The sequence below is a fragment of the Flavobacterium sp. genome, assembly GCF_027531705.1.
In the GTDB taxonomy this organism is placed as follows: Bacteria; Bacteroidota; Bacteroidia; order Flavobacteriales; family Flavobacteriaceae; genus Flavobacterium.
The window spans coordinates 344,430-364,933 of the sequence record NZ_JAPZSP010000018.1 but is presented as its reverse complement, the minus strand read 5'-3'; the positions used below and the strand labels follow the sequence as shown (position 1 = coordinate 364,933).

Annotated in this window: 18 protein-coding genes and 1 tRNA gene; 9 read left to right on the top strand and 10 right to left on the bottom strand. The window is 32.9% G+C overall.

From position 1 onward, the window contains the following. Positions 1–376: OmpA family protein (locus O9267_RS07480; RefSeq protein ID WP_298177713.1), on the top strand; the 376-nt coding region annotated here is incomplete at its 5' end. 710 nt (positions 377–1,086) lie between these two features. Next, entirely contained in the window at positions 1,087–1,299 is a 213-nt protein-coding gene (locus tag O9267_RS07475; RefSeq protein ID WP_298177711.1) for a KTSC domain-containing protein, read from the top strand. A gap of 163 nt (positions 1,300–1,462) precedes the next feature. On the opposite strand, the gene O9267_RS07470 is transcribed toward O9267_RS07475, so the two are convergent. Continuing rightward, positions 1,463–1,535, bottom strand: a tRNA-Met gene (locus O9267_RS07470). A 112-nt stretch (positions 1,536–1,647) separates the two neighbouring features. Between O9267_RS07470 and era the strand changes: the two genes are divergently transcribed. Next, positions 1,648–2,532 (top strand): GTPase Era, encoded by an 885-nt coding sequence (era, locus tag O9267_RS07465; protein ID WP_298177710.1) that lies wholly within the window; start codon positions 1,648–1,650, stop codon positions 2,530–2,532. Between the two features lie 151 nt (positions 2,533–2,683). Here the strand turns inward: era and O9267_RS07460 are convergent, their stop codons facing one another. Further along, positions 2,684–3,178 (bottom strand): hypothetical protein, encoded by a 495-nt coding sequence (locus tag O9267_RS07460; RefSeq protein ID WP_298177708.1) that lies wholly within the window; start codon positions 3,176–3,178, stop codon positions 2,684–2,686. A 110-nt stretch (positions 3,179–3,288) separates the two neighbouring features. Here O9267_RS07460 and der point away from each other — a divergent pair, with 110 nt between their 5' ends. After that, positions 3,289–4,599 carry a ribosome biogenesis GTPase Der gene (gene der / locus O9267_RS07455; RefSeq protein ID WP_298177706.1) on the top strand — a complete coding sequence of 437 codons (1,311 nt, stop codon included), beginning with the start codon at positions 3,289–3,291 and terminating at the stop codon, positions 4,597–4,599. A 38-nt stretch (positions 4,600–4,637) separates the two neighbouring features. Here the strand turns inward: der and O9267_RS07450 are convergent, their stop codons facing one another. From O9267_RS07450 to O9267_RS07425, 6 genes are all read right to left on the bottom strand, one after another. Continuing rightward, entirely contained in the window at positions 4,638–5,408 is a 771-nt protein-coding gene (locus tag O9267_RS07450) for a hypothetical protein (protein ID WP_298177703.1), read from the bottom strand. A gap of 17 nt (positions 5,409–5,425) precedes the next feature. Next, a complete protein-coding gene (locus O9267_RS07445) occupies positions 5,426–6,241 on the bottom strand; it encodes a YgcG family protein (protein WP_298177701.1) in 816 nt (271 codons plus the stop codon). Positions 6,242–6,244: 3 nt separating this feature from the next. Continuing rightward, complete coding sequence (locus O9267_RS07440; protein ID WP_298177699.1) at positions 6,245–6,682, bottom strand: TPM domain-containing protein; 438 nt, start codon at positions 6,680–6,682, stop codon at positions 6,245–6,247. Then, a complete protein-coding gene (locus O9267_RS07435) occupies positions 6,682–7,296 on the bottom strand; it encodes a LemA family protein (RefSeq protein ID WP_298177697.1) in 615 nt (204 codons plus the stop codon). Before O9267_RS07435 ends, O9267_RS07440 begins: the two co-directional genes overlap by 1 nt. Positions 7,297–7,361: 65 nt before the next feature. Then, positions 7,362–7,694 (bottom strand): MerR family transcriptional regulator, encoded by a 333-nt coding sequence (locus tag O9267_RS07430; RefSeq protein ID WP_298177695.1) that lies wholly within the window; start codon positions 7,692–7,694, stop codon positions 7,362–7,364. Between the two features lie 33 nt (positions 7,695–7,727). After that, the gene (locus O9267_RS07425; protein WP_298177693.1) at positions 7,728–8,705 is read right to left on the bottom strand and encodes a M23 family metallopeptidase; all 978 of its coding nucleotides are present in this window, start codon (positions 8,703–8,705) and stop codon (positions 7,728–7,730) included. Positions 8,706–8,868: 163 nt separating this feature from the next. On the opposite strand from O9267_RS07425, the gene O9267_RS07420 reads away from it, so the two are divergent. Next, positions 8,869–9,720 carry an SRPBCC family protein gene (locus O9267_RS07420; RefSeq protein WP_298177691.1) on the top strand — a complete coding sequence of 284 codons (852 nt, stop codon included), beginning with the start codon at positions 8,869–8,871 and terminating at the stop codon, positions 9,718–9,720. 117 nt (positions 9,721–9,837) lie between these two features. Next, complete coding sequence (alaS, locus tag O9267_RS07415) at positions 9,838–12,474, top strand: alanine--tRNA ligase (protein ID WP_298177689.1); 2,637 nt, start codon at positions 9,838–9,840, stop codon at positions 12,472–12,474. A gap of 61 nt (positions 12,475–12,535) precedes the next feature. Here the strand turns inward: alaS and O9267_RS07410 are convergent, their stop codons facing one another. Further along, positions 12,536–12,910 carry a RidA family protein gene (locus O9267_RS07410; RefSeq protein WP_298177686.1) on the bottom strand — a complete coding sequence of 125 codons (375 nt, stop codon included), beginning with the start codon at positions 12,908–12,910 and terminating at the stop codon, positions 12,536–12,538. Positions 12,911–12,918: 8 nt separating this feature from the next. Further along, the gene (locus tag O9267_RS07405; protein WP_298177684.1) at positions 12,919–14,664 is read right to left on the bottom strand and encodes an ABC transporter ATP-binding protein; all 1,746 of its coding nucleotides are present in this window, start codon (positions 14,662–14,664) and stop codon (positions 12,919–12,921) included. A 107-nt stretch (positions 14,665–14,771) separates the two neighbouring features. Between O9267_RS07405 and O9267_RS07400 the strand changes: the two genes are divergently transcribed. The 3 genes from O9267_RS07400 to O9267_RS07390 all read left to right on the top strand — a co-directional run bounded on the left by O9267_RS07400 (position 14,772) and on the right by O9267_RS07390 (position 20,434). After that, positions 14,772–15,719, top strand: a complete 948-nt coding sequence (locus O9267_RS07400) for a GSCFA domain-containing protein (protein WP_298177682.1) — start codon at positions 14,772–14,774, stop codon at positions 15,717–15,719. 67 nt (positions 15,720–15,786) lie between these two features. Continuing rightward, positions 15,787–16,386, top strand: a complete 600-nt coding sequence (locus tag O9267_RS07395) for a DUF4230 domain-containing protein (protein WP_298177737.1) — start codon at positions 15,787–15,789, stop codon at positions 16,384–16,386. Positions 16,387–16,552: 166 nt separating this feature from the next. Continuing rightward, positions 16,553–20,434 carry a tail fiber domain-containing protein gene (locus O9267_RS07390; RefSeq protein ID WP_298177680.1) on the top strand — a complete coding sequence of 1,294 codons (3,882 nt, stop codon included), beginning with the start codon at positions 16,553–16,555 and terminating at the stop codon, positions 20,432–20,434. Positions 20,435–20,504 lie beyond the last annotated feature (70 nt).

The following is a 20,504-nucleotide window of genomic DNA, read 5'->3' as shown; positions in this document are numbered from 1 at the left end:
TTTGGCTAAGTTTTTTGACATCAAAAACATCTTATTCGATTTAGACAAATCAAACATTCGTCCAGATGCCGAAGTAGAACTGGCTAAAATCTTAGTTGTTTTAGAAGATTACCCAACAATGGAATTAGACATTCGTTCACACACCGACTGTCGTCAAACAGCTAAATACAATCAAGCCTTATCAGATAGAAGAGCAAAATCAACAAAAGGTTGGTTAGTTGGTAAAAAAGTAAATAAAGCAAGATTAGTTGCAAATGGTTATGGAGAATCACAGTTAACAAACGATTGTGGTTGTGAGCCAACAAACGAATCTTCTTGTACAGAAGAGCAACATCAGAAAAACAGAAGATCTGAGTTTCTTATTACAAGAAAATAAGATTATATGATTTATAAATAAAAGTCCCCATGAAAGTGGGGACTTTTTTTGTTAGATATATTTTTAGAATAACTTCTTCAAAAGGAGTTGTTTTTGCGTGTTATATGTTAAACCTGACGTTTTTTTTAAAGCTTTTTTCGAGTATTTTTTTGAGATTATTTATAAATATTTGAAATAAGTTATAGATTATCAGTTTGTTAGTATGTATTTTTAGATAAAAATCACTTCTTAAAGAAAAATAAAATATCCCTATTAATGGGGATGTTTTTTGTTACCTATTGTGTTTAACTTGCATAGCGAGAAACAAAACTAAACACTAAAACTAAGCAAAAAACATGAAGAATAGATGAGTATCAAAAAATAAAATATTTAAAAAATCAATTAATTAAAACTGTTCAAGGTAGAATAGGATTATATAAATTGTTTTTAGATATAGTATAGTTTGGTTGCTAAGAAACTTCACAGCGAGTCATAAACTGTGAAGTTTTACCCTTTTTTCGTGCAGTAATATGAACTTCATTAAAAATCCATTAATTCTACTAAAATAATCAATTGCTTTACGGGAAACCGTAAGGAAATGTATTTTATTGGGTTTATGTTTGGCATAATAAAGTTCACTGTGTCAGTTTGAGTGTCTTTTGTGAAGTGTATTGGAACAAGAATGCATCAAGAACCTTATAGCAGTTAAATAGTAAAAAAATTAAGACGCCATGAACAGATATCCCGTAAAAAGTACCGATAATATCGTATCGGTAGGATATGATGAAATAAAGGAAGTTTTAGAAATCGAATTCAAACTCGAAGTAATTCACCATTATTTTGATGTGCCACTAAATGAATTTGTACATCTTATGAAAGCTCCTGAACCTGAAGAATATTTTTTTAAATATGTTTATTGTAGGTATCATTTTGATGCTATGTAATAGAATATAATATCGTTAGCGCTATATTTATTATGTAAAAAAACTCCAGCAAATACCGTTGGAGTTAGTCATGTTTAGCTATGTGAATTGGATTTGGACTAATTTGTCACTCATTGACTTATCCAAATTAAAAAAGCCACTCATTTCTGAATGGCTTACTTAGTAGCGGGAACAGGACTCGAACCTGTGACCTTCGGGTTATGAGCCCGACGAGCTGCCTACTGCTCTATCCCGCGATGTTTCGAGTGCAAATATACAACGAATATCGATACGCGCAACAAAAAAATTAAAAAAATCTTTTATTTCTACTATTCACCTGATATGAGTACCTTTGCAAAAAATAAAAGTATGACAGCGCATAAAGCAGGTTTTGTAAATATTATTGGAAATCCAAATGTTGGTAAATCAACACTAATGAACGCCTTTGTTGGCGAACGTTTATCTATAATCACTTCCAAAGCCCAAACAACGCGCCATAGAATACTTGGAATCGTAAATGGTGACGATTTTCAACTAATTCTTTCCGACACGCCAGGAATCATAAAACCAGCATACGAAATGCAAGAATCTATGATGAATTTCGTGAAATCTGCCTTTGAAGATGCCGATATTCTAGTTTACATGGTCGAAATAGGAGAGCAAGAACTAAAAGACGAAGCTTTCTTTAATAAAATCATTCACGCCAAAATCCCAGTGCTTTTATTGCTCAACAAAATTGATAATTCTAATCAAGAACAACTCGAAGAGCAAGTCGCTTTCTGGACTGCCAAAGTGCCAAATGCCGAAATATTTCCTATTTCAGCTTTGCAAAATTTTAATGTTCCCGAAGTCTTCGCCCGAATAATTTCGTTGTTGCCCGAATCGCCTGCTTATTATCCCAAAGATCAGTTGACCGACAAACCTGAGCGTTTTTTTGTCAACGAAACCATCCGCGAAAAAATCCTTCTCAATTACAGCAAAGAAATTCCCTACGCCGTCGAAATCGTAACCGAAGAATTCTTTGAAGACGAAAACATCATCCGAATCCGCTCTCTAATTATGGTGGAGCGCGATACCCAAAAAGGAATCATCATCGGTCACAAAGGTGCCGCTCTCAAGAAAGTGGGAATGGAATCACGTGCCGATTTAGAAAAGTTTTTCGGCAAGCAAATCCATATCGAAATGTATGTTAAGGTCAACAAAAACTGGAGAAGCAACGCCAATATGCTCAAGCGTTTTGGTTACAATCAATAGTTTTTTTAGTAGAAGCGAATGGCTCGGGCTTTATCAGTAATCCATGTTCCAGCCATCCATTCTATCTTTTTCTTTTTAAAGAAAAAAGAAAAAGGATGCCATTCCTGTCTGGGCTAGTAGAGGAAATGTATTGAATTCTTGCTCAAGTTTGCTATTCAACAATCCTCAAATAAAGACGTTTTAACTCAATAACCTGATGTCTGCCATTATAACGTATTTGTTTGGCAATAAAGTAAAGCAAAAACCATACAACAACCATCAAACCCATTACCATCAAATCTTTCGTTACAGAAGCTTTGAGCATCCAATCAGAAATAGCAAACATTCCAAAAACTAAAAAAACGCCAGCTACAAAAAAATGCAAAAACATAAAGAATGTCCAAACCGTTTGATCTGGGCCAAATAAGCATTTTACATGTGTAGTTTTATCCTTATTTTCAGAAAGTTCAATGTGTAAATGTGGAGAATAATAACGCCTTTTTGCTAAAAGAATAAACAAGAAAATATGATGGTCGGATATCTTTACACGATAATCTTCTTTTACTTCTTCTTTAAGTTTAGATGCTCTTTCAATAATTTCAGAAATAGTCATGTCAACATCTTTGTTAAAACGTGGTCGAAGCACTACATTATTATCTAATTCCATAGTTTGTAATTATTTTAATTCTTCTGATTGTATTTTTTTATGTATTACACTACTACTAAGGTACAAAAAAATAAAATTAGTAGTACCTTTGCAAAATATTTAAAATCATTATGAATAATATTGTAGCCATAGTAGGAAGACCGAATGTTGGAAAGTCAACTCTTTTTAACAGAATGATAAAGCGTAGAGATGCTATTGTAGATGCGGTTTCGGGAGTAACAAGAGACCGTAATTATGGAAAAAGTGATTGGAACGGAAAAGAATTTTCTGTTATAGATACGGGTGGTTATGTGCGCGGTTCTGACGATGTTTTTGAAGGAGAAATTCGCAAACAAGTTGAACTAGCCATCGATGAAGCCGATGTAATTATTTTTGTTGTAGACGTAGAAGAAGGAATCACTCCAATGGATGATACTGTGGCAAGATTGCTTCGTAAAGTAACCAAGCCAGTAATTCTAGCAGTAAACAAAGTAGATAACGCCATGCGCGAAAAAGACGCCATGGAATTCTACAACTTAGGTTTAGGCGAATATTATACTTTCGCAAGCATTTCAGGTAGCGGAACAGGAGACTTGTTAGATGCAGTAGTAAACGCTTTCCCAGAAAAACCAGAACCAATTCAAGAAGAAGTTGAATTGCCTCGTTTTGCCGTTGTAGGTCGTCCTAATGCAGGAAAATCTAGTTTTATCAACGCGCTTATTGGTAAAGAACGTTTCATGGTAACTGATATCGCAGGAACAACTCGAGACGCAATCGATACCAAGTTCGACCGTTTCGGTTTTGAATTCAACTTAGTTGATACTGCCGGAATTCGCCGTAAAGCTAAAGTAAAAGAAGATTTAGAATTTTATTCGGTAATGCGTTCGGTAAGAGCTATTGAGCATGCCGACATTTGTATATTAGTAATCGATGCCACTCGTGGATTTGAAGGGCAAGACCAAAGTATCTTTTGGTTAGCCGAAAAAAACCGTAAAGGAATCGTGATTTTGGTAAACAAATGGGATTTGGTAGAAAAAGACACCATGTCAACCCGAGATTACGAAAACAAAATTAAGGAGCAACTAATGCCTTTTACCGATGTGCCAATTCTTTTTGTTTCGGCATTAACCAAGCAACGTTTGCTTAAAGCACTAGAAGCAACAGTAGAAGTTTTTGAAAACAGAAAACAAAGAATTCCAACATCAAAATTCAACGATTATATGCTTAAAGTAATTGAAGGTTATCCGCCACCTGCAACCAAAGGGAAATATGTGAAAATTAAATATTGTATGCAATTGCCAACAGCAACACCACAATTTGTGTTTTTTGCCAACTTGCCACAATATGTAAAAGAGCCGTATAAACGTTTTCTAGAAAATAAAATCAGAGAAAATTGGGATTTATCAGGAGTGCCAATTGATATTTACATAAGAGAAAAATAGTTAAATAAAAACGCCTTTCAATCCGAAAGGCGTTTTTGTTAATTGCAATATTTTGTTATCAATTCTCTAGCTCTAGTTATTCCATAACTATTTGCCGATTTTAAATCTGCGCAAGACGTGCCCTTTGTTTTGTGATTTATGTAGTGTAAAGCTCTGTTTAAATATGCTTCACCACTTTTTGGGTTTAATTCAATAACTCGATTAAAGTCAATAATTGCATCTTTATCATTTAGCATTGACTTGGCAATTGCTCTGTTTTGAATGGCATCGATAAAATTTGAATCTAACATGATGGCTTTATCAAAAGCTTTTATTGATTCAGCAAATTTACCTTGTTCTTTTTTAATGATTCCAATGTTTAAATAAGCACCTTTATTTTCTGGGTCAATTTCTAATGATTTGTTATAATCATCAAGAGCACCTGAAAAATCATTGAGATTTGACTTAGAGAAAGCTCTATTAAAAAATGCTTTTTTAGGTGTTTCACTCAATTTTATACATGTCGAATAATCAGCAATTGCACCTTTATAATCTTCCATTTTATCTTTTAACATCGCGCGACTGAAAAAATATTCAGATTTTTCTTCAAGTGAAATCGCTTTGTCGTAATCAGATAATGCTTCTTTGTAAAGAAATTTATTGTATTTCAGATAACCTCTTATATAATAATTCCCAGCATTTGGTTCGTTTAAGATTAACGAATCCATTTCTGAGATTCTCTTCTCAATATCTTCATTAAGTTCAATATTTTGGGAGAAAAGAGAAATTGAAAGTAAAAGAGTAAAAACTAAATATATATTATGTTTCATTTTAAATAAACTATAATTTACCAATCACCACCAGCTCCACCACCAGAAAATCCACCGCCACCAAATCCACCACCGAATCCGCCGCCGCCAGAAGAACCACCAAATCCGCCGCCGCCAAAACTTCCGCCACTACTTCTTCCCATGTTGCTTAGAATTATGATGTCTAACAAACTTGGTCCGCTACCGCCGCTATTTCCTGAATTTCCACCTTTGTTTTTAGAAATAATGGCTATAATTATTATAAAAAGAATAATAAAAATAAGAATAGGCAAGAAGCTGCCTTTTCCATCATCTTGAATTCGTGAACCTTTATATTTGCCTGTCAGAACTTGAAAAATAGCATCGGCACCTTTATCTAAACCATTATAATAACTTCCCGCTTTAAATTCGGGAATGATTGTATTTCTAACAATTTCTCCAGTAATGCCCGCTACTAATTTGTCTTCAACTCCATATCCAGGAGCAATCCATATTTTTCGTTCTTGAGCTGCAAGTAAAATGAAAACGCCATTATCTTCCTTGGCTTGACCAATTCCCCATTCGTGTCCCCATTTTGGAGCTAAAATTCCAATATCTTCGCCTTCAATTGTAGGAACTGTTACAACAACAATTTGCGTTGTAGTTGAATCAGAATATTTGATAAGTTTTTCTTCTAATTGTGATTTTTCAGTATCACTTAAAAGTTTGGCATAGTCGTAGACAGAAGTTTGGAAACTAGGTTTTTCAGGAATTTTAAATTGTGAAAACGCTAAATTACTTGCAAAAAGAATAAACAAGAATGTAAATTGAAATATCCAGTTGGAATTTGGAATTTTGTTAATTGGATTTTTCATCTTTTATCCTTTAGATATTTCGTTAGAAAGTTCATCGGTATCATCATCTTCAAAAGGGAAAAATGCTTTTAGTTTTTCTCCAGCTCTATGAATTCCGTTTACTAATGCTAGTTTGTTTTCTCCTTTTGCAAAATGGTTTTTCATAATGTCTTTGGTACAATCCCAAAAATCGGATTCAACAACATCATTTATGCCTTTGTCACCGTAAATAGCAAATTGTTTGCTTTTTACAGCTACATAAATAATAACACCATTTCGGTCTTTGGTTTCCGTCATTTTGAGTTCATAAAAAACAGCCATCGCTCTTTCTAACGGAGCGATAGCAGTTTCTTTTTCTATATGTACACGGATTTCGCCAGAAGTATTTTTCTCAGCCAAACGAATAGCTTCAACTACTTCTTTCTCTTCGGCATTGGTTAAAAAATCTTCTACTTTTGACATTATTTAGTTTCCTCTTTTTTGTCAAAGTTAAATTCTACATCTGGTGCTTTTTCTGCTCCAGCAACAGCTTCAAAATATGGTTTTTCTTTGAAACCAAACATTCCTGCAAACAAGTTATTTGGGAAAACTTTCACGTGATTGTTATATGGTTTGATAGCTTCGTTATAACGAGTTCTAGCTGTAAGAATTTGATTTTCAGTACTAGCCAATTCGTCTTGAAGTTTTAAGAAATTCTCATTGGCTTTCAAACTTGGATATTGCTCAACAGTTACCAATAATCTTGATAATGCGCTACTCATTCCACTTTGTGCTTGGTTGAATTGTGCTAATTGTTCAGGAGTAATATTTGTTGGGTCAATAGTTACCGAAGTAGCTTTTGCTCTAGCATCAATTACAGCAGTTAAAGTACCTTTTTCGTATTCTGCAGCACCTTGAACCGTTTTTACTAAATTACCAATAAGGTCATTTCTTCTTTGATAAGAAGTTTGAACATTACCCCAACTTTCTTTTACACCTTGATCAAGTGTTACAGCAGTGTTATTGATTCCTTTAACGTAGCTATAAATTCCAAAAAGGACTACAACTCCAATTATCCAAGGCAAAAATTTTCTCATAATTTCTAATTTTTAAAGTTTATTTTATTGTTTTAAAGTTTATTTATTTTTTAAAATCTTCCAACTCAAAGCTCGTTTTTAATACTATTCAGTTCAGCTTTAATACTTTCGAGTTTATTTATGATTTCGTATTTGTCTAACGTTTTTTTCTGACCTTCTTTCAAGTGTGTTTTGGCGCCTTCTAGTGTAAAGCCGCGTTCTTTTACCAAATGATAAATCAATTGCAGGTTTTTTACATCTTCTTGCGTAAACATACGATTTCCTTTCGCATTTTTTTTTGGTTTAAGAATATCAAATTCTTTGTCCCAAAAGCGAATTAGTGAGGCATTCACATCAAAAGCTGTGGCTATTTCGCCTATACTGTAATATAATTTACTTTTTGAAAGTTCTATCTGCATTTAGTTTTGTTTAAAATCTTAAATCAACATACGTTAATCGTAGGATTGATTTTCTTGATTAGCAATTTTTGAAATCGCAACATATTCTGCTGCCGAAATTGTTCCGTAGTAAAAATTAATCGGATTTACTACTTTTCCATCTTTATGTACTTCATAATGCAAGTGTGGCGCTTGACTTCTTCCTGTGCTGCCCACATATCCTATCACGTCACCTCTTTTTACACGTTGCCCTGGACGAACTTTGTACTTGCTCAAATGCGCATATAAAGTCAAATAGCCAAAACCGTGCCCAATTTCAATATGATTTCCATATCCCGAAAGCGAATTGTCTGCTTTTAGCACAACACCATCACCAGTAGCATAAATTGGAGTTCCAGTTTGTGCTGTAAAGTCCATTCCTTTGTGCATTTTTCTTGCTTTGGTAAAAGGGTCACTTCTATATCCAAAACCTGATGCCATGTGTTTCAAATCTTCATTTTTTACTGGCTGAATGGCAGGAATAGCTGACAATAATTTGTCTTTTGCTTTAGCTAATTTCAATATTTCATCTAACGATTTCGATTGAATGGCTAACTCTTTTGTCAAAACATCTACTCGTTTTGAAGTCGAAATTACCAAATCGGAATTGTTGTAGCCTTCTAATTCTTTATACCTATTTTTATCTCTAAATCCTGCTTTTCTTTTGTCATTATCTATTGGAGCAGTGTTAAAATAAATTCTATATAAATTATTGTCTCTATCTTCAATATTTTCTAAAACTTCATCAAGCTGGTCGATTTTTTTATTCAATAAGGCGTATCTAATTTTATAATTCTCAATTTCTCTTGCTTGAATTTTATCTTTAGGAGTTTCAAAAAACGAAGTATTCATCAAAACCAAAAAACTCAACACTCCAAACAGTGCCGAAGCCAATAAAAAAATCATTGCATAGCCAAATTTTGTTCTTTTTTTGACTTTTATTTTCTTGTACGCTAATTTTTCAGGGTCGTAATAATATTTTACCTTCGCCATTTCTTATAAATATACTATTTTTGTGGCTCAAAAAATGATGTAAGCTATAGTTATACGAACAAATTTAATAAATGTTTCATTTAGTTTTAACTTTTAAATTGAATGTTTTTTAAATTCTTCTATTTTTACTGCTGTTTTTTCAATAATTAGAAACCTTAATGCTATGAGTATAATTACAATAGAAGCTATTTTTGATACAACCAAAGAAAAAGTTTGGGAAGCAATCACGCAACCCGAAATTATGAAGATTTGGTATTTTGATATTGCAAATTTCAATTTGAATATTGGGAATAAATTCTCATTTTACGAAGGTGGAAAAAAAGAGTATCTTCATGAAGGTGAAGTTCTAAAAGTTGAAGAAGATAAATTATTTCAACATACTTGGTTGCATCCTGAACAATCAAAAGGAAGTTCAATTGTAACATGGAAAATTGATGAAGTTGATGGAAAATCAAAAGTAACATTGACTCACGAAGGTGTTGAAAGTTTTGCAGATGCTGGAACAAATTTTACATTAGCCAATTATGAAATGGGTTGGAATGCTTTGGTTAAAACTAATTTGCGAAACTATCTTTATGGAATTAAAAAAATAGTTTTCACTCAAGAAATTAAAGCTGCCGCAGAAACTGTTTGGAATAAAATGTGGGATAAAAAATCGTACACTGAATGGACAACGCCATTTTGTGCTGGAACTTATTTTACAGGTGAAATAGAACTAGGAAGCAGAATTCATTTTATTGCGCCATCTTTTGAAGGAATGTATAGCGATGTTTTTTATCTTATTCCAAATAAATTGCTTATTTTTAAGCATATTGGAATGCTAAAAGATTTAAAAGAATTGCCAATTGATGCTGAAGCTGAAAAATGGACAGGAAGTTTTGAAACCTACAAACTAAATGAAGAAGATGGAATTACAACCGTAACAGCCGAAATTGATTGCGTTCCTGAATATATTAATTACATGAACGAAAAATTTCCATTAGCATTACAAGAATTAAAAAAAATATCAGAATAATAAATAAAATTGAAACCTATAGAAACTCTGTTTTACTAAAAATAAGTGAAACGTCTTTTATGAAGCATCAAAACTATGTTTCTATGTGGTTAAAAAAATACCAGAAAATATAAAATAATGAAATCACAAGACATTCGTAAAGCATACCTCAATTTCTTTGAATCAAAAGGACATTTAATTGTCCCATCGGCGCCAATTGTGCTAAAAGATGATCCAACCTTGATGTTTAATAACTCAGGAATGGCTCAGTTCAAAGAATACTTTTTAGGAAATGGAACGCCAAAAAGCAAACGAATAGCCGATACGCAAAAATGTCTTCGTGTTTCAGGTAAACACAACGATTTGGAAGACGTAGGTTTTGATACCTATCATCATACGATGTTTGAAATGCTTGGGAATTGGTCATTTGGTGATTATTTCAAAAAAGATGCCTTAGCATGGGCTTGGGAATTCTTGACAGAAGTTTTAAAGTTAGACAAAGACCGTTTGTACGTTTCTGTTTTTGAAGGAAATCCTGCCGAAAATGTTCCGTTTGACCAAGAAGCATTCGATATTTGGAAACAATATGTATCGGAAGACCGAATTATTTTAGGAAATAAAAAAGACAACTTTTGGGAAATGGGCGATCAAGGTCCATGTGGTCCATGTTCTGAAATTCATATCGATTTGAGAACGGATGCTGAAAGAAATGCTGTTTCAGGAAGAGATTTAGTAAATGCCGATCATCCACAAGTAGTGGAAATTTGGAACAACGTTTTCATGGAATTCAACCGAAAAGCCGATGGTTCGTTAGAAAAATTACCAGCGCAACACGTAGATACCGGAATGGGATTTGAGCGTTTGTGTATGGCGATGCAAAATGTAACTTCCAATTATGATACCGATGTTTTTACGCCGCTAATTGAAAAAGTAGAACAAATTACAGGATTAAAATATACTTCAAACGAAGTAAAAGATGTAAGTGAAGAACAAAATAAAACTAACATTGCCATTCGTGTAATTGTTGATCACGTTCGAGCAGTTGCATTTGCTATTGCAGATGGACAACTTCCGTCAAACACTGGTGCAGGTTACGTAATTCGTAGAATTTTACGTCGTGCGATTCGTTACGGATTTACTTTTTTGAATACCAAAGAACCTTTCATCAATAAATTGGTTGAAGTTTTAGCGAATCAAATGGGCGAATTTTTTCCAGAAATCAAATCGCAACAACAATTGGTTACCAATGTAATTCGTGAAGAAGAAGCTTCATTTTTGAGAACTTTAGATCAAGGTTTACAATTATTAGATAAAGTAGTTGCTGAAACTAGCGGAAATGAAGTTTCAGGAGCGAAAGTTTTTGAATTGTACGATACATTCGGATTCCCTAAAGATTTAACAGCGTTAATTCTGAAAGAAAAAGGATTTTCATACAACGAATCTGATTTCGAATCGGAATTACAAAAACAGAAAGCGCGTTCTCGTGCCGCTTCAGAAGTTTCAACCGAAGATTGGTCGGTTTTAATTCCAGGAAATGTAGAAACTTTCGTTGGTTATGACCAAACAGAAAACGAAGTAAAAATTACTCGAATTCGTAAAGTTGATTCTAAAAAAGATGGAATTTTATATCAAATAGTTTTAGACAATACGCCATTTTATCCAGAAGGCGGAGGACAAGTTGGCGATAAAGGAACATTGGTTTCTGCTAACGAAACCATCGATATTATTGATACTAAGAAAGAAAATAATTTAATATTACATTTTGCAAAACAACTTCCAGAAAATATTGAAGCTGGTTTTGTAGCAAAAGTAAACACCGATTTAAGAACGTCAACTTCCAAAAATCACTCGGCTACGCACTTGATGCACTTGGCTTTGAGAAACATTTTAGGAACACATGTCGAGCAAAAAGGTTCGTTGGTAAATCCAAATTACTTGCGTTTCGACTTTTCTCATTTTTCTAAAGTTTCTGATGAAGAATTACGTCAAGTAGAAGCAAGTGTAAATGCTCAAATCGAGGCACAATTGCAATTGCAAGAATATAGAAATATTCCAATTAAAGAAGCATTGGATAAAGGAGCAATGGCTTTGTTTGGTGAAAAATATGGTGATTCAGTAAGAATGATTGAATTTGGCGAAAGCAAAGAGCTATGTGGAGGAATTCACGTGAAAAACACTGCTGATATTTGGCATTTCAAAATCATTTCTGAAGGTGCTGTTGCCGCAGGAATTCGTCGTATTGAAGCCATTACTGGTGATGCCGTGAAAGATTTCTATAAAAATCAAGAAAGTACGTTGGCAGAAATCAAAGAAACATTGAAAAATCCTCAAGATATTTTGAAATCGGTTGCAACTTTACAAGATGATAATGCGAAGTTGAAAAAACAAATTGAGCAATTGTTAAAAGAAAAAGTTGATGGATTGATAAATGCTTTGGTTGCTGATTTTCAAGAAATAAACGGAATTAACTTTTTGGCAAAACAAGTTGATTTATCGATGAGCGCAACCAAAGATTTGGCACAAGCAATCGGAACTTCAAAACCAAATTCGTTCGTCTTTTTAGCTTCAGTTGAAGACAATGCTCCTAATATTCACTGTTATATTTCAAAAGAATTAATAGCAGAAAAAGGATTAAATGCAGGAAATGTAATTAGAGAATTAGGAAAATATATTGAAGGAAATGGTGGTGGACAACCATTCTTCGCATCTGGAAAAGGTAAAAACGTAAACGGAATTAAAGAGGCTTTGGAGAAAGCTATTGATTTTGTAAAATAGTTTTCTTTATATAAATTAAAAAGCCTTTCATTCTTGTTGAGTGAAAGGCTTTTTTATGCTGTTATTTTTCAATAATTGCTATAGCATCAATTTCAATTAACCAATTTCTGTTTCCTAAAACAGTAACACCAACTAAAGTACTGACTGGATAATTTTTAGTACCTAAAAATGCTTTTCGGACTTTTCTGAAAATCGGTAAATCTATTTCCGGATTAAAATTTACGATATATGTATTCATTTTTACTACATCTTCAAAACTAGAATTGCATTCGTTTAAAAGTGTTTCTAGATTTTTAAACGTCGCAATTGTTTGCGATTCTAAATCGTTTCCTTCTCCAATTTGACCCGAAATATGTAATGTTTTAGTCGTTTCAGTTTCTATAACAACAACTTGCGTAAAACCTTCGTTTGGATGTAAATATTCTTTTTTAAACATATTTAAATTTATTTTCGTTCACCAATCTGCTGTCTCCACATCGCATAATACAAACCTTTTTCTTGTAATAAATCGTTGTGTTTTCCTTGTTCGACTATTTTTCCTTGTTCAAGCACGAATATTTTATCAGCATGCATAATAGTTGAAAGTCTATGCGCAATTAGAACCGTAATTCTATTGGAATCAGAAATAGTACGAATTGTGGCGTTGATTTCTTCTTCTGTAATCGAATCTAAAGCTGAAGTTGCTTCGTCAAATATCAATAAATTTGGATTTCTCAATATCGCTCTTGCAATCGATAATCGTTGTTTTTCGCCACCTGATATTTTCATTCCGCCTTCGCCAATGGTTGAGTTTAATCCGTCTTCGGCACGTTTTAGTAAATTTTCACAACTAGCTTTTTTTAATACTTCGTTAAGTTCTTTATCGGTTGCTGATGGTTTCACGAACAGCAAATTTTCTCTAATGGTTCCCGAAAATAATTGTGCATCCTGAGTTACAAATCCTAATTGTTTTCTCAATTCTAATAAATCAATTTTTGTAGAATCAATACCATTATAAAGAACTTTTCCTTCTTCTGGCGGATATAATCCAACTAGCAATTTCACTAAAGTTGTTTTACCAGCACCAGATGGACCAACAAAAGCTACAGTTTCACCTTGTTTGATTTCGAAATTGATGTTATCTACAGCTTTATAATTTGCAGATTTATGTTGAAAACTTACATTAGAAAACAACAACGAATGAATGGCACCTACATGCTCCGGATTTTTTGGACGAAATTCTTTTGGAGCATTCAACAAATTCTTGAAATTTTCCATTGAAACTTTCGTTTCGTTCACAGCAATAATAAAGTTACCTAATTCTTGTAATGGGCCAAAAATGAAGAAAGTGAAGAAAACCATTGTTAGCAAATCACCCACAATTATTTTGCCTCCAAAAAGGAAATAATACAGCGTAAAAACTACACAAGTTCTCAAGAAATGAACAGTTGTACCTTGAATAAAACTCAAACTTCTGATAAAACGAATCTTTTGCAATTCGAGTTGTAGAATTTTAAAAGTATTCAAGTTCAAACGTTTTTCTTCTTGATACGTCAATCCTAAACTTTTCACCAATTCTATATTTCGTAAACTTTCGGTAGTTGAACCTGCCAAGGAATTGGTTTGATTAACAATTTTTCGAGAAACAACTTTTATTTTTTTACCCAAATACGAACTAATCAAAGCAATAATTGGAGCTGTAACTAGAAAAATTAATGAAATTCTATAATCTATTCGAGAAACGTAAACAATCACAAAAATAAAACCAATCACAGTTTGAAAAATCAACGAAATAGAAAGTGTAATTAACTTTTCAGAATCTGAACGCACTTTGGTTAGTTTACTCAAAGTTTCACCACTTCGTTGGTCTTCAAATTCTTCGAAAGGTAAATCAAGTGATTTTTTTATTCCGTCAGTGTACATTTGAGCACCTGTTCGTTGAATTACAATATTGGTAAAATAATCCTGAAAATTTTTAGTAATTCTCGAAATCATAGCGGCTCCAAGCGAAAGCCCCAACCAAAAAGCAACTGACTTGATAAAGCCGATTTCGTTGCCTTTGTATTTTGCTATTCCAACACCGCAATCTTGCATTAATTTACCAGTGATTATCGAATCCGATAAACTAAAACAGATGTTGATTGCCGCCATAAGTAGCGCAAAAAACAAAAGTAATTTGTGTTTGATAATGTAATTATATAATAGTTTCATGTTAGATTTTGTTTTTTAAAGATGCAAAAGTAATGATTAGATTCACAATGCTGTTAGTTGTAAATTTTTTTAACGAAAAAACAGTAATTTTGTAAAAACAAATATTAATGAATTTTACAACCAAAATACCAATTTTAAAATATCAAAATCCTATTGATTATAATTCTAAAATTCTATCATTAGGTTCTTGTTTTGCTGAAAATATGGGACAGAAGTTCGATTATTTTAAATTTAAAAATGTAGTAAATCCTTTTGGAATAATTTTTAATCCTGTTTCTATTGAAAAATTGATTTATCGTGTTATAAACAAAATCGAGTTTACTGAAAGCGACATTTTTTTTCATAACGAAAGTTGGCATTGTTTTGAAGTTCATTCCGATTTGAGCACTAGTTCTTCAGAATTATTGCTTGCCAATTTGAATAAGGTTTTACATAGCTTTAGAAGTCAAATTCAAGAAGCAACCCATTTAATTTTGACTTATGGAACTTCTTGGATTTATAGAAATAAAGTTTCAAATGAAATCGTAGCCAATTGTCATAAAGTAGCACAAAATCAATTTGATAAAGAAATATTATCGGTCGAAACTATTGAAAAATCAATTCAAAATACCATTGATTTAGTCAAAAAAATAAATCCGAATTGCAATTTTATTTTTACCATTTCACCAGTTCGTCATATAAAAGATGGTTTTGTAGAAAATCAAAGAAGTAAAGCACATCTAATTACCGCTTTGCATTCTTCCAACTTTCAGCTTCCAACTTCTAGCTATTTTCCAAGTTACGAAATCCTAATGGACGAATTGCGTGATTATCGTTTTTATGCTGATGATATGTTGCATCCAAGCCAAACAGCGATTGATTATATATGGATGAAATTCTTTGAAAATTATGTTGATGAAAAAGAATTTGCCACCATGCAACAAGTTTGTGATATTCAAAAAGCATTGCATCATAAACCATTTAATGTTACTTCGGATAGTCATCAAAAATTTTTGAAAAATTTGAACCAAAAAATTAATACTTTAGCCTCAAAATATCCGCAAATTCAATTTTAAAATGACACAACAAACTACACCAAAAGTTGGCTTCTTCGGCGCTTTATCAGAATTTAGAAAATGGGCAATGCTTATTTTAGTTGGATTAGTACTTTTCTTTGGATACAAATTTTTCACTTCATCCAATAACGAAACGACTATAGAATACGACACTAATTTGATTCAACAACAAATAAAAAATGTTGGAAAATTGGTTGTTACCGAAGGACATTTTGCTGAAGTTTTAAATTATAAAGACAGCAAAAAAACCTATATTCCTGGATTAACTTTTGATAAAAAAGCGTTGGTTGTTATCAATGCAGACGTGACAGTTGGCTTTGATTTGAGTAAAGTGAAATACGATATTGATACAAAAACCAAGACAGTTACAATTACAAATATTCCCGAAGAAGAAATAAAAATTAGCCCAGACATTAAATATTATGATACTGAATCATCAACATTTAATGAGTTTACGGGTGATGATTATAATAAGATAAACAAGTTGGCTAAAGAAAATTTGACTAAAAAAATCGAAAAATCAACCTTAAAATCAAATGCCAAAAATAGATTGGTAAGCGAATTGTCAAAAATTCTAATCTTGACTAATTCAATGGGTTGGACTTTGAAGTATGATGGTCAAGTGGTGAATTCTAATTCAGAATTGCAACAAAGATTTGCTGAATAATACTTTTTTGAAATGTTAAGGGTATATTAAATTTTTTATAAAAGCATTGTGTTTAATCGGTTAGAGTGTTTTTAGCCGATTTTTTTTGTAATTTCGCGCCAAATTTCGCTTTCTAAATTAGTAAGTGTTTTTTTAAATTTTTAATGCTAAATCCCAAATTTAACACATGAAAAAAATTATTTTATTTTTTAGTTTAATTCCTTTGTTTTCAATTGCTCAAGTAGGTATAGGAACAACAGATCCAAGGACAACTCTCGATGTAAATGGTGCAATAACTAATAGAGAAATTAGCTTTGCTGTAGCTTCAAATGCTGTTACTATTGCAACAGAAACTTCTTTGGCTAATATTACTGGATCTGCAACTGCTACAATTGCTGTTACATCATTTACCCCAACGGTTAATGGTTGTAGATTAATAATCTCTAATAATACAACTGGAGGCTTTGGAGCCACTTTTGCAGGAATGACGATACCTAATAGTCAGGCAATCGAGTTTGTATACACTAATGGAGTATGGAAAACAACGGCAGGAGGAACAGGAGCAGCCAATAATATTTATAATTCCAACGGAACGTTATCTGGTAACAGAACGGTTACTCAAGGAGCAAGTAGTTTAACATTTACAGGAACTGGAAACACTATTTTGAATAGTGGTAATGTAGGTGTTGGCACAGCTACTCCTTTGGGAAAATTAAATGTTTCAGGGGGATTGGTTATTGGTTCTGGTACTGGTGGAGGTAATACTACTGGTGTTCCTTTTAGTTATGGTAATACTACAAATTCTGCAATTTGGTTTGGAAACTATGATAATACTGCCGCTTCAGATTATGGTGTTATGTATTTACAAGGAACAGGTGATACATCTACACTAAATATTCTTACAGGAGATAATGCATCAGGAGCTGCTTCTGACGAATCAGTTTTTATTGGTAATGTAGAATTTACCTCAGGAACAAAAAAAGGAATGACCATTAAAAATGGATTTGCAGGAATTGGAACAACTGCCCCTACAGCACAGTTGCATACCACAGGTTCTGTTTTATTTGCAGGAGCTGGAACTCCAACTTTAGGAAGATCTTTGGTAACTGATGCAACTGGTTTGGCAACTTGGCAAAATCCATTAGCGTCAAATTCTACAAGTACTGCAATTGCAGCAAGCGCAACACAAGTAGCAGTTCCATCGACAAATGTTCAAGGAGCAATAGGTGATTTGGCTTCTGCTATTAGAACTGCTCAAAATTCTACTATTTATAACTCAAACGGAACTTTAACGGGAAATAGAATAGTTACACAAGGAACTAATACATTAACTTTTAATTCAACGGTATTAAATGGTTTTAGTGTTGATGGAACTACTTTTAGTGTTGATGGTGCTAATGATAGAATCGGAATTGGAACAACCAATCCAACAAAAAAGTTAACAGTTGAGAATGGTTCAATTCGTCCAGCAATAGGTAATACAGATGATTCAGGAATTTCTTTTCCTACAAATATAGGAGGAGGTGGTGGAGATGAAGCTTTTATTCGTTATTATGTTGAATCTGGAGAAAACACAAAATTATCGATAGGAATAAACAATGACATTGACGACGATATTTCATTTTTTCAAGCCGGTGCTGAACGAATGAATATTTATAACGGTAATATCGGTATCGGAATAAATTTGCCAACAGCCCAACTTCATACCACAGGTTCTGTAAGATTTGCAGGAGCAGGAACACCAGCACTAGGAAGATCATTAGTTACCGATGCCACCGGTTTAGCTACATGGCAAAATCCATTAGCATCTAATACAAATAATACGGCAATTACTGCAAGTGCAACTCAAGTAGCTGTTCCTTCAACAAATGTTCAAGGTGCCATTAGTGATTTAGCAACAGCAATAAAAACTAATTCATCAGTTAATGATTGGAAATTAGATGGTAATAGTAATGGTGCTATTAAGAATTTTGGAACAATTGATGCTTTTGACTTGCCTTTCATTACAAACAATATTGAAAGAATGAGAATAAAAAGTGGAGGAAGTATTGGAATAGGAACAGCTAATCCATTAGGGAAATTAAATATTGCTGGAGGATTTGTAGTTGGTACTGGTACAAATGGAGCTAATACTACTGGAATTCCTTTTACTTTTGGAGATGCAACCAATTCAGCAATTTGGTTCGGAAATTATGATAATACTGCTTCATCAGATTATGGAGTTATGTATTTGCAACCAACGGCAGGAGATACAGCAACTTTGAATATAATTGCTGGTGATAATGCAAGTGGAGGAGCTTCTGATGAATCTGTTTTTATAGGAAATATGGATTTTTCAGGAACAAAAAAAGGAGTAACTGTAAAAAATGGATTTACTGGAATTGGAACAATAGCTCCTACAGCTCAGTTACATACAACAGGTTCAGTTTTATTTGCTGGAGCTGGAACGCCAGCATTAAATAGAGTTTTAGTTTCTGATGCAACTGGTTTAGCAACTTGGCAAAAACAAACAGCAACTAATACTGATAGTAATGCAATAGCAGCAAGTACAACTCAAGTTGCTGTTTCTTCAACAAATGTTCAAGGAGCAATAGGTGATTTAGCTACAGCTATTAAGACAGTTTCTGCAAATGATTGGAAATTAGATGGAAATACTAATGGAGCTATTGAAAAATTTGGAACTATTGATGGTTTCGATGTCCCTTTCATTACAGGTAATGTTGAAAGAATGCGTATTTTAAGTTCAGGAAATATTGGTGTCGGAACTACAACAGCACCTCATAAGTTAACTATTTCAGGAAATTTACCTCTTGGTGTTGATAATGGTTCAACTTTTCAATCAAAAAATTCTTCAGGGACTTATGAAAATTTCTTTTGGCCAAGATGGAGTGACGATATTATGTATTTAAATTATGGAACTAACGGATTTAATATTAGAAACAATTCAAGTGTTTCTTCAATGTTTATAGCAAATACAGGGAATGTAGGTATTGGTATAACAACTCCAAATGCTCCGATGCAATTTGCAAATACAATTGCAAATAGAAAAATTGTTTTATGGGAAGCAGCAAATAATGATCATCAATTTTATGGTTTTGGGATTAATAATAATGTATTAAGATATCAGGTTAATACTGCTTCAGACAACCACATTTTTTATGCTGGTTCTAGTGCAACTACCTCTAATGAATTAATGCGTATTCAAGGTAATGGAAACGTTGGTATTGGTTCAACAAATCCAACAAAAAAGCTGACAATTGAAAATGGCTCAATTCGACCTGCAGTTGGGAATTCACAAGACGCAGGTGTTTATTTTCCAACAAATATAGGTGGTGGAGGTGGAGACGAAGCTTTTATTCGTTATTATGTTGAATCAGGTGAGAATACAAAATTAATGATAGGTGTTAATAATGATGTTGATGATGATATTTCATTTTATCAAGGCGGTGCAGAACGTATGAATATTTATAATGGTAATGTAGGGATTGGTACTACAACTCCAGTAGCCAAATTAGATTTAACAGGTTTAAAAGCAACAGGATCAGGAACTGGTACAGGTGGTAGTAATGATAATCCATCTCAAGCGATAATACCTGCAGGAAATAATGGAACTTCAAGATTTAATGACTGGCCAGCTGGTTGGGGTGGTGGAATAAGTACCTATGATATTGTTGGAGGTTCAACTTTTATGAATGCTAACCTTATTCGTTCAGATTTTAGACTTAAAAATGATATTAAGAATATTGATAATTCTATATTCTCTAATTTTATGAAAATAAGACCTGTTACTTATTTCATGAAAGAACAAACCAAAGAAATGGAAGGTTTACAATATGGTTTTATTGCACAAGAAATTAGAGATTTGTTTCCAAGTATGGTTACTAAATCTACTGATCCAAACGGAATTATTGGTATGAACTATCAAGCATTGATTTCTCCAACAATTTATGTGGTACAGCAGCAACAAGCTAAAATTGATGAACTTCAAAAACAAGTAGATACTCAAAATGAGAAGTTATCTAAAATGGAGGAAGAATTAAAACAAATTAAACAGTTGTTGAGCAAATAAAATACGCAGTTTTTCGTATTGTTTTATCAAAGTCATTAAGTCAATTTTGTTGTTGATTTAATGACTTTTT